Origin of the sequence: Cupriavidus sp. GA3-3 (assembly GCF_000389805.1) — a bacterium.
GTDB lineage: Bacteria > Pseudomonadota > Gammaproteobacteria > Burkholderiales > Burkholderiaceae > Cupriavidus > Cupriavidus necator_D.
Window position 1 is genome coordinate 66,269 of record NZ_KB944461.1, and the last position, 8,160, is coordinate 74,428.

Genomic DNA, 8,160 nt, shown 5'->3' on the forward strand with positions numbered 1-8,160 from the left:
GCATGCAGCTCAAGCTCGACGGGCTCGACGCGCACCTGAGGCAGGCCAAGGCCAAGGGCCTGGCACCGCTGTACGTGGTACATGGCGACGAACACCTGCTGGTGCTGGAAGCCGTCGACCGCCTGCGCGCCGCGGCGCGCGAAGCCGGCTTCTCCGAGCGCGACGTGCTGGTGGCCGAGCGCGGCTTCCACTGGGGCCAGCTGGTCGAGGCGCAGCAGTCGATGTCGCTCTTTGGCGACCGCAAGATCGTTGAACTCCGCATCCCGTCGGGCAAGCCCGGCAAGGACGGCGGCGAGGCGCTGCGCGCTGTGGCCGCCCAGCCGTCGCCCGACGTGGTGCTGCTGGTGACGCTGCCGCGGCTGGATTTTGCCGCGTCCAAGTCGGCCTGGTTCCAGGCGCTGGAAGGCGCCGGCGTGTCGATCAAGGTCGACACCGTGGACCGCACCCGGCTGCCGGCCTGGGTCGGCGAGCGGCTGTCGCTGCAGCAGCAACGCGTCGAAGGCGGCGAGCCGGGCCGGCGTGCGCTGCAGTTCATCGCCGACAAGGTCGAGGGCAACCTGCTGGCGGCGCACCAGGAAATCCAGAAGCTGGGGCTGCTGTACCCGCCCGGCGAGCTCACCTTCGACCAGGTGCACGATGCGGTGCTGAATGTGGCCCGCTATGACGTGTTCAAGCTGTCTGAATCGATGCTCTCCGGCGACGTGCCGCGGCTGGTGCGCATGCTCGAAGGGCTGCGCGGCGAGGGCGAGGCCACGGTGCTGGTGCTGTGGGCGCTGACCGAGGAAATTCGCGTATTATCCAAGGTCCGGCAAGGGCTGGCGGCCGGCAAGCCGGCGGGTGTGCTGATGCGCGAGCTGCGCGTCTGGGGCCCGCGCGAGCGGCTGGTGCCGCAGGCCGCGCAGCGCCTGGCGCAGCCAAGGCTGGAAGCGGCGCTGGCGCTGGCGGCGCGGCTGGACCGCCAGGTCAAGGGCCTGTCGGACCTGCCGCCACCGGGCGGCAGCCCGCTGCCGGCGGAACCATGGGACGGGCTGCAGCAGCTTGCCCTGATGATCGCGCGCTGAACGCGCAACTCCACAGGTTTGCTTCCCCCGCCGCGTGCGGCGGGGGGACGGAAAACACACTGACGGCCACCACCCCAGGGCCACTGACATGAACGAGCTCGACCTCAACCAATACATGGACCGCGTCGGCCGCCAGGCCCGCGCCGCGTCGCGCGCCATGGCGCGTGCCTCCACGGCCGACAAGAACCGCGCGCTGCTGACCATCGCCGCGGCCATCCGCCGCGATGCCGACAAGCTCAAGGCGGTCAACGCGCGTGACGTTGAACGCGCCCGCGTCAACGGCCAGGACGCCGCCTTCATCGACCGCCTGACGCTGTCGGACAAGGCCATCGCCACCATGGCCGCGGGCCTGGAGCAGATCGCCGCGCTGGCCGACCCGATCGGCGAGATCTCGAACATGAAGTTCCGCCCGACCGGCATCCAGGTCGGCCAGATGCGCGTGCCGCTGGGCGTGATCGGCATCATCTACGAGTCGCGCCCGAACGTGACCATCGACGCCGCGGCGCTGTGCCTGAAGTCGGGCAACGCCACCATCCTGCGCGGCGGCTCCGAAGCAATCGAATCCAACACCGCGCTGGCGGCGCTGGTGGCCGAGGGCCTGTCCGCGGCCGGCCTGCCGTCCGAGGCGGTGCAGGTGATCGAGACCACTGACCGCGCTGCCGTGGGCCGGCTGATCACCATGACCGAATACGTCGACGTGATCGTGCCGCGCGGCGGCAAGAGCCTGATCGCGCGGCTGATGGAAGAAGCGCGCGTGCCGATGATCAAGCACCTGGACGGCATCTGCCACGTCTATATCGACGCCGATGCCGACCTGGACAAGGCCGTGCGCGTCTGCGACAACGCCAAGACGCAGCGCTATGCGCCGTGCAACACCATGGAGACGCTGCTGGTGTCGCAGGACATCGCCGCCGCCGCGCTGCCGCCGCTGTGCCGCATCTACCAGGAGAAGGGCGTCGAGCTGCGCGTGTGTCCGGCCACCCGCGCCACGCTGGAAGCCGCCGGCTTTACCGGCCTGGTCGATGCCGCCGAGGAAGACTGGCGCCTGGAATACCTGGCGCCGATCCTCGCCATCAAGACCGTGGCCGGACTCGACGACGCCATCGCCCATATCAACGAATACGGTTCGCACCATACCGATTCGATCATCACCGAGAACTACTCGGCGGGCATGCGCTTTATCCGCGAGGTCGATTCGGCCAGCGTGATGATCAATGCCTCGACCCGCTTTGCCGATGGCTTCGAGTATGGCCTGGGCGCGGAGATCGGCATCTCCAACGACAAGCTGCATGCACGCGGCCCGGTCGGGCTGGAAGGGCTGACCTCGCTGAAGTACGTGGTATTCGGGCACGGCGAGATCCGCACCTGACGCTCGCGCGCCAACAACAATAACAATCGTTCTCGAACGTCTCTCTGCCGATGCTCTGGGTCAAAGCGCTGCATATCGTCTTCGTGGTCTCGTGGTTCGCCGGCCTGTTCTACCTGCCGCGCATCTTCGTCAACCTGGCGCTGGAAACCGACGCCGCCAGCACGCAGCGCCTGTTGCTGATGGCGCGCAAGCTGTTCCGCTTTATGACCATGCTGGCGGTGCCGGCGGTGGTGTTCGGTCTGTGGCTGTACCTGGGCTACGGCATCGGCCGCGGCGCGGGGCAGGGCTGGATGCACGCCAAGCTGGCGCTGGTGCTGGTGCTGATCGGCTACCACCATGGCTGCGGCGTGTTGCTGCGCAAGTTCGAGGCGGGGCGCAATACGCGCTCGCACAAGTTTTATCGCTGGTTCAATGAGCTGCCGGTGCTGGTGCTGCTGGCGGTGGTGATCCTGGTGGTCGTCAAGCCGTTCTGAGCCTGGCGCCCGGTCTGTTGTTGCCAATCCTGTAGCGGAACCGAAATGAGCAAGCTGGTTGACTATTACCTGACGCCGCAGTCGCCGTACGTCTACCTGGGCCATGCGCGCTTTGCCGCCATCGCCGAGCGCCATGGCGCGCAGGTGAACCTGAAGCCGTGCGACCTGGGCAAGGTGTTTTCCGTCTCCGGCGGGCTGCCGCTGTCGCAGCGCCCGCCCCAGCGCCAGGCCTACCGCCTGGTGGAGCTGGCGCGCTGGAGCGACTTCCTGGGCCTGCCGCTGCATCTGCAGCCGACGTTCTTCCCGGTATCGGGCGACGCGGCCAGCAAGCTGATCATCGCGGCGCAGCTGGCGCACGGCACCGCCCGCGCGATGCAGCTGACCGGCGCCATCGGCGCGGCAGTGTGGGCGCAGCAGCGCAATATCGCCGATGCCGCCACGCTGGCGCAGATTGCCGACGAGGCCGGCCTGGACGGCGCCAGCCTGCTCAGGGCCAGCGAGGCGCAGTCGGTGCAGGCGGCCTATGCGCAGAACACCCAGGACGCGATTTCGGCCGGCGTGTTCGGCGCGCCGTGGTACGTCCATGACGGCCAGCCCTTCTGGGGCCAGGACCGGCTGGATTTCCTCGAGCGCGCCCTGGCGGCGGCTTGAGCTAAGCTTCGGATAGATCCCCGTCCGCTACGGCGGACGTTTTTGTTTGCAGGAAACCCAACACATGACCCAAGCCTTCTTTGCCCCTTGCCCGCGCGGCCTGGAGAGCGCGCTCGCCGAAGAACTGCGCGAGATCGCCGCGATGCCGGGCATGGCCGCGCTGGCGCCGTTCACGGTGCACCAGGAGGTGCCGGGCGGCGTCAATTTCTCGGGCGAGATGGCCGCCGCCTATGCGGTCAACCTGCATTCGCGCATTGCCAGCCGGGTGCTGATGCGCGTGGCCGCGCGCGGCTACCGGCATGAAGACGACATCTATACGCTGGCACGCGGCGTGCGCTGGGAGCAGTGGTTTTCGCCCGATGAATCGCTGCGCGTGGACATCACCTCGCACAAGTCGCCGCTGCGCAGCCTGAATTTCACCGCGCTGCGGGTCAAGGACGGGGTCTGCGATGCCCTGCGCGAGCGTGTGGGCGCGCGCCCGAGCGTCGATACCGCCAGCCCGGATGTGCGCATCTATGCCCACCTGACCGAGCGTGACTGCACGCTGTACCTCGACACCACCGGCGAGCCCCTGTTCAAGCGCGGCTGGCGCACCGAGAAGGGCGAGGCGCCGCTGAAGGAAAACCTGGCCGCCGGCATCCTGCGCCTGGCGGGCTGGGTGCCGGGCCAGACCTTCCGGCCCTTCTACGATCCGATGTGCGGCAGCGGCACCTTCCTGATCGAGGCCGCGCAGGTGGCGCTGGGTATCGCGCCGGGCGGCAGTCGCAGCTTTGCCTTCGAATGGCTCAAGGGCATGGACACCAAGGCCTGGCAGAAGCTGAAGTCGGACGCGCAGCGCGCCCGCATGCTGGCCTCGGCCGATGAGCTGCAGGTGGTGGGTTCGGACATCTCCACCGACATGCTGGCGATCACGCGCGCCAACTGGGAGCGTGCCGGCCTGCCGGGCGAGGCGCGCACCAAGCAGGTGGATGCGCGCTTCGTGCAGCCGCCTTTTGATGAGCCGGGTTTGCTGTTGATGAATCCCCCGTACGGCGAGCGCATCGCGGTGCGCGGCCAGCGCCGCCTGCCAGAGGAAGAGATGCCGCGCGACGAGGTGGAGGAGGCCGCCGCCAACCAGTTCGCCAGTGCCTTCGCCACCACGCTCAAGCAGCATTTCGCGGGCTGGCAGGCGTGGGTGTTTACCGGCGACATGGGCTTCCCGCGCCGGCTGCGGCTCAAGGAGTCGCGCCGCACGCCGCTCTACAACGGCAATATCGAATGCCGGCTGTTCCGCTTCGACATGGTGCGCGGCGCCAACCGGGCGCCGCAGGCTGACTGACGGCGCCGGGCCGCCGGGTCAGGGGCGCTTGCGCCCCGTCAGTGCGTCGGGATTGCGGCTGAAGTCCGCCAGGAAGCCCTGCAGGCTGACCACCGGCTCCTGCAGCAGGTGGCGCGGCAGGTCGAACAGCGCGTAAATGAATTCTTCATTGCCTTCGCAGCGCTCGGCCGGCAGGCAGTATTGTTCCCAGTCCACGCACGCCGGCGTGTACATGCCGTTGCCGGGCCAGAAGAACGGCACCAGCCGGCCTTCGCGCAGGCCTTCGATCAGTGCCGCCGGGGCGTCGTAGGCCTCGGCCGATTCCACCTGGCTCATCAGCCCGGCGCGGGTCTCGATCACCATCAGCGTGGCGTGGCCCTGCGCGGTCAGCAGCAGGATGCCGGCCGGGTTGGGGTACAGGTAGTACTCGACAAAGCCATAGCGCGCGATCAGCTGGCGCACGCGCTCGGTGATGGCCGGATCGGACAGGAACGAAAAGGAATGCCGCGTCAGCAGCTCGCGCAGCGTGCGCGACAGCGTGGCAAAGTACGCCTGCTGCATGGCCTCGATTTCCTGGTCCAGCCGCTCGACCATATTGCTTTCATGCTTCTTCACGTAGCGGTCGATCAGCCCGTGGTTGAAGCCCTGCACGGCGATGCTCTCGTCGGCGGTGCCGGTCAGCAGGATGGTCTTGCAGGGCAGGTCCTGCAGCGCCTGGCAGAATTCCAGCCCGTCCATCTGCGGCATCGAATAGTCGACCACCACCACGCCCGGCTGCAGGAAGCGCTTGAAATCGTGGATCTGGCGGTAGATGCGGTCGATGTCGAGCTGCACGGTGCGCCGCTCGGTCAGGAAGGTGAGGTCGTCGTGCGTCACGCGCACCGGCAGGAAGCCCGGGAAGCGGGTGGCATAGGCCTCGCGGATCCATTGCAGCGCTTCACGCGGGTCGGTGAAGGTGATCACCGCGCGCGAGGCATCCATCTGGAACGCCAGGCTGTCGATGAACGACTTGCTGTCATCGACCAGGACGGTCAGGACCGGGTGATGGAAGACCGACAGGTTCCTGTCGTGCGGGTTGAAGGTCATGGAGCGGCGGGCAGGGGTTCGGCGCAGTGGTTCGGCACGGGCGTGGCGCAAGCGGCAAGCCAGTGTGCGCATTCGCAGGCCAGTATAGCGCGCCACGGCTGCCTTGCAAGGCACGCCTTGCAGCCAGGGCCGGCGGCGGGAGGCGCCCGCGGCAGGGCCGGGATGGCCCGGGCCTGCGCGCGGCGCGCGGACGGCCTTAGTCGACCGCCTTGAACATATCCTCGACCACCTTCTTGGCGTCGCCGAACACCATCATGGTCTTGTCCATGTAGAACAGCTCGTTGTCCAGCCCGGCGTAGCCGGCGGCCATGGAGCGCTTGTTGACGATGATGGTCTTGGCCTTGTAGGCCTCCAGGATCGGCATGCCGGCAATCGGCGACTGGGGGTCGTTCTTGGCCGCCGGGTTGACCACGTCGTTGGCGCCCAGCACCAGCACCACGTCGGCCTGGCCGAACTCGCTGTTGATGTCTTCCATCTCGAAGACCTGGTCGTACGGCACCTCGGCCTCGGCCAGCAGCACGTTCATATGGCCCGGCATGCGGCCTGCCACCGGGTGGATCGCGTATTTCACGGTCACGCCCTTTTCGGCCAGCTTCTCGGTCAGTTCCTTGAGCGCGTGTTGGGCGCGCGCCACGGCCAGGCCATAGCCCGGCACGATGATCACGGTCTCGGCGTTGCCCATCAGGAACGCGGCATCGTCGGCGGAACCCGACTTGACCGGGCGCTGCTGCTGGTCGCCGGTTGCCGCCGCCGCGGTCGCGCCGCCGAAACCGCCCAGCAGCACGTTGAAGAACGACCGGTTCATCGCCTTGCACATGATGTACGACAGGATCGCACCGGAGGAGCCCACCAGCGAGCCCGCGATGATCAGCATCGGGTTGTTCAGCGAGAAGCCGATGCCCGCCGCTGCCCAGCCCGAGTACGAGTTCAGCATCGACACCACCACCGGCATGTCGGCGCCGCCGATCGGGATGATGATCAGCACGCCCAGCACGAAGGCGATCGCCAGCATGATCAGGAACGGCAGCCAGTCCTGCGACAGGAAGAAGATGACGCCGAAGCCCACCATCGCCACCGCCAGCAGCAGGTTCAGCCAGTGCTGGCCGGCAAACACCACCGGCGCGCCCTGGAACAGGCGGAACTTGTAGCGCCCGGCCAGCTTGCCGAAGGCGATCACCGAGCCGGAGAACGTAATCGCGCCGACGAAGCAGCCGATGAAGAGCTCGATGCGGTTGCCCAGCGGGATCAGGTGCGAGCCTGCCGGGCTGATGCCGAACGCCGCCGGCTCGGCCACCGCCGCCACGGCGATGAAGACCGCGGCCAGGCCGATCAGCGAGTGCATTGCCGCGACCAGCTCGGGCATCTTGGTCATCTGCACCTTCTTCGCCACGTAGGCGCCGATGCCGCCGCCGACCACGAGCGCGGCGAAGATCAGCGCCAGGCCCGTGCCCACCGACGACTGGGCCGTGCCCGCCGCGAGGAATTCATTCTTCAGCTTGATGATCAGGACCAGCGTGGTCACCACGGCAATGGCCATGCCGATCATGCCGAAGGCATTGCCCTTGCGCGCCGAGGCCGGGTGCGACAGGCCCTTGAGCGCCTGGATAAAGCAGACCGAGGCCACCAGGTAGAGCAGGGTGACAAGGTTCATGCTGACAAGACCGGTCATCACGCACCCTCCCTGGCCAGCGCCGGCTTGGACTCAGGCGCCTTGGCCTTCGGTTCCTTCTTCTTGAACATCTCCAGCATGCGCTGGGTGACCAGGAAGCCGCCGAACACATTGACCGCGGCCAACGCCACCGCCAGCGTGCCCATCACGCGCCCGACCCCGCCTTCGGTCAGGCCCGCGGCGAGCATGGCGCCGACGATGATGATCGCCGAGATCGCATTGGTCACCGCCATCAGGGGCGTATGCAGGGCTGGCGTTACCGTCCAGACCACGTGGTAACCCACGTAGATCGCCAGCACGAAGATGATCAGGTTGATCACCGTGTGGTTCACCATCTCCATCGACTTCTCCTCCGTTGCTTTGAATCCGGGATGCGGCGTTTTACTGAATTCTTATTGCTGCATTGCGGTCAGGGCACGTCAAGGTCCAGTGGCTCAGATCGACCCATTGCGTGCCCCCTCTCCCGCTTGCGGGAGACGGTTGGGGAGAGGGCAGGCTTGCCCACGAAGTCAGGCCGGCGGTATGCCAGCGCCTGCCCTCTCCCCCTGCCCCTC

Annotated in this window: 8 protein-coding genes; 5 read left to right on the forward strand and 3 right to left on the reverse strand. The window is 67.5% G+C overall.

Features of this window, described 5'->3' with window-relative positions:
* Nucleotides 1-2: 2 nt before the first annotated feature.
* The 5 genes from holA (at nt 3) to C265_RS03020 (ending at nt 4,872) form a co-directional block, all read left to right on the forward strand.
* Nucleotides 3-1,061, forward strand: a complete 1,059-nt coding sequence (holA, locus tag C265_RS03000; RefSeq protein WP_010813217.1) for a DNA polymerase III subunit delta — start codon at nt 3-5, stop codon at nt 1,059-1,061.
* Between the two features lie 88 nt (nt 1,062-1,149).
* Complete coding sequence (locus C265_RS03005) at nt 1,150-2,430, forward strand: glutamate-5-semialdehyde dehydrogenase (protein ID WP_010813218.1); 1,281 nt, start codon at nt 1,150-1,152, stop codon at nt 2,428-2,430.
* A 50-nt stretch (nt 2,431-2,480) separates the two neighbouring features.
* Nucleotides 2,481-2,903: a CopD family protein gene (locus tag C265_RS03010; protein ID WP_010813219.1), complete on the forward strand. Its 423-nt coding sequence runs from the start codon at nt 2,481-2,483 to the stop codon at nt 2,901-2,903.
* Between the two features lie 45 nt (nt 2,904-2,948).
* Nucleotides 2,949-3,554: a 2-hydroxychromene-2-carboxylate isomerase gene (locus C265_RS03015; protein WP_010813220.1), complete on the forward strand. Its 606-nt coding sequence runs from the start codon at nt 2,949-2,951 to the stop codon at nt 3,552-3,554.
* Between the two features lie 64 nt (nt 3,555-3,618).
* Nucleotides 3,619-4,872, forward strand: coding sequence for a class I SAM-dependent RNA methyltransferase (locus C265_RS03020; RefSeq protein WP_010813221.1), 1,254 nt, complete (start codon nt 3,619-3,621; stop codon nt 4,870-4,872).
* A gap of 18 nt (nt 4,873-4,890) precedes the next feature.
* On the opposite strand, the gene C265_RS03025 is transcribed toward C265_RS03020, so the two are convergent.
* From C265_RS03025 to C265_RS03035, 3 genes are all read right to left on the reverse strand, one after another.
* Nucleotides 4,891-5,937, reverse strand: coding sequence for a two-component system response regulator (locus C265_RS03025; protein WP_010813222.1), 1,047 nt, complete (start codon nt 5,935-5,937; stop codon nt 4,891-4,893).
* A gap of 196 nt (nt 5,938-6,133) precedes the next feature.
* On the reverse strand, nt 6,134-7,606 hold the full coding sequence (locus tag C265_RS03030) for an NAD(P)(+) transhydrogenase (Re/Si-specific) subunit beta (protein ID WP_010813223.1): 1,473 nt from the start codon (nt 7,604-7,606) through the stop codon (nt 6,134-6,136).
* Nucleotides 7,606-7,947: an NAD(P) transhydrogenase subunit alpha gene (locus tag C265_RS03035; protein WP_010813224.1), complete on the reverse strand. Its 342-nt coding sequence runs from the start codon at nt 7,945-7,947 to the stop codon at nt 7,606-7,608. Before C265_RS03035 ends, C265_RS03030 begins: the two co-directional genes overlap by 1 nt.
* Between the last annotated feature and the right edge of the window lie 213 nt (nt 7,948-8,160).